This is a genomic window from Bartonella sp. AA89HNZF, assembly GCF_042196905.1.
In the GTDB taxonomy this organism is placed as follows: Bacteria; Pseudomonadota; Alphaproteobacteria; order Rhizobiales; family Rhizobiaceae; genus Bartonella.
The window spans coordinates 1-2,277 of record NZ_JBHIRD010000056.1 but is presented as its reverse complement, the minus strand read 5'-3'; the positions used below and the strand labels follow the sequence as shown (position 1 = coordinate 2,277).

Here is a 2,277-nt window from a genome sequence, read left to right as displayed (position 1 = left end):
TTGGATCATCGCTTTATCGACACCTGGTTTTTCCCATAATGCTAAAGTTGATGGAGGAGGTTGGTTAACACATCCAGCTGTATTTAAGAGAGCTATGCAACTCAATAGTTTTAAGATTTTCTTCATTATTCCCCTCTTTCAATGGATTTATTGACAATAAAAAAGCTCGTAAGCCTGTTGATATTTCCTGTCACCGCTTCATTAAAACAACGGTGAACAATATTGAAATGTTGGATTGAGGGAACAGTCCCGCCATTCCAAGAGAAGGCAAGGATGGCGGATTGTTAATCATCACAAACAGCAAAACTTAAGGCTGGCATTTGCGACTATTTTTATATTTTTTACAAAACGGGCTGTTTAAGCGCTTCTTGACACTGCGCTGTGGAACAACAGCGCCTGGACGACAAATGGGCAAGTTTTTCTCTTTAAAAGTATAACATGGCCCTCCCGCTCTTGCTACCTCTTCATCTTTATAGCGAAACCCTGATTGAAGCATGCAAGCATAAATTGTTGCTTTTGCATTAATGCTCTGCTTTCTGTTTTCTGGATCGACATCATAAGGCGTTGGCATGCCACATTCTAACAAGGCTTTTCCTACCTCAGTAAAATCAGTAACACCATTTTTCTCCCACGCGCTCAAATACCCTCCAGGAGTTTTATTAAACTGACATCCTGCAATACCTAATAAAGTTACAGCACCTAATAGCTTTAGAGTTTGTTTCATTTTTTACTCCATTATTTAATTCAAGGTTTTTGTTCACGATGAGATGTGCCATAGCGCCATGTACACTTATCACTCGCATCTCCAAGGCAAGTATGGGAGCTTATGGGATTCATGATCACTCTCCACCATTCTTTCCACATGTTACTACCAGTAGGTATTGTCTCGTAAGTATAGCCATTGCCGCCAATAATTCTGCTTACAAAGTCGTATCTATTCCCATCAAAGCCAATAGTGGTTTGTTTGCCATCACTCACATAACCTAACAGACCGGATGCAACTAAAACATTAAAGGCTGGTCCATAGAAATTGATCTTCGTGTTGTCGGCTATACCGTGAACACCTTCTTGTTTGAAAGAATACAACATATTCCCCAATGTCATCGTCCCGCGGCTATGGCCATAAAGTTCCAACCCTGTAAGACCATGGCTATACACCAAATCTTTTGCTTCTTGTGTGGAATTGGTCAAACCCCAAAAGTTATTTTCCATAAATTTCTGATAGCCCGCGACTAGAAGTTCTGAGATAGCAGAATCGGCTTGAGGGAACACAACAAAATAAAGCGGTTCATTTTTATTCTCCGCATGTTGCTCTGCATAAACAGCGGCTTCCTCTGGTGGAGTAAAGATGCCATTAAAGGAAACATGAACCCTGCCATCAGAGCCTTCTTGCAAATGCTGCTTTTCTTCATCCGTTAAATAATGAAACTTAGGTATTTTTTGTCCACGAGCGTCTTCTATAGGCTCCCCATTTTCATCTGTTTTATAGAGTATATTTCCGTCTTTATCACGGTCGACCACGGCGATGGGGTGCTCTTTGATAAACATGGTTTTATAGGAGTCATCACTGTATTTAAATCCTTCTTCTAAAAGTTGTGTCGCCATTTCGCGGTTTTCATGGACGATTTGTTCCAGCTTGCCTGCATCGAGCTGTTGTACACCCTTATGGGCGGTGGCAGTATCACGATTAAGGGAGGCTATGGCTTGTTCCACGTCTTGCCCTGTCAATGCCTTCTGCCCTGCTTCATCAGTAATGACAATGGTGCCATTGCTGATAGCGGATTTGGTATATCCTTCCTCTGAATCTTTAGCTTTTGAATGATCTAAGACATTTTTGGCAATGTTTTTCCCGACACCATATTTGCCCTGATACATCGGACCACCCGCCGAAATGCTTAAACCTTGGCTGCTAGCTTGCGCATGCGCACTGTTGGTTATATCACTGGTGGTAATACTTCCTGTGGTCAGGCTGTTTTTTTCTGCCGGCGCGGTGCTTTCAATAATACCTCCGGTCAGCGTTGTTTTATCTTTAACGTTGATCTTAAAACCACCATCACCCGCTTTGATGCCTGATTGCTCCACAACACTATGATAATCACTAGAGGATTTATCCTTGTTTAAGGAAATATTGGTTGTGGCTGTACCATCCTTTTCTCGGCTATTATAACCAATGGAAACAGAGTTTTGCTTGCTGGAACTGTGTCCCGTATCACTGCGGCTGGTAATGGCAAAATCACCCCCTACTTCCATTTCTACACGCTCTCCAGAAACCACGGC

At 42.3% G+C, this 2,277-nt stretch carries 1 protein-coding gene and 1 pseudogene; both read right to left on the bottom strand.

Annotation, left to right across the window (positions count from 1 at the left end; all coding sequences use genetic code 11):
• Positions 1 to 307 precede the first annotated feature (307 nt).
• Complete coding sequence (locus ACFIN0_RS09570) at positions 308 to 724, bottom strand: hypothetical protein (protein ID WP_375610968.1); 417 nt, start codon at positions 722 to 724, stop codon at positions 308 to 310.
• Between the two features lie 20 nt (positions 725 to 744).
• A pseudogene (locus ACFIN0_RS09565) lies at positions 745 to 2,277 on the bottom strand (filamentous hemagglutinin); the annotation flags it as partial.

What these genes read in the sequence shown, in the direction of transcription:
- ACFIN0_RS09570 (WP_375610968.1), bottom strand. Translation starts at nt 724, where the DNA reads ATGAAACAAACTCTAAAGCTATTAGGTGCTGTAACTTTATTAGGTATT.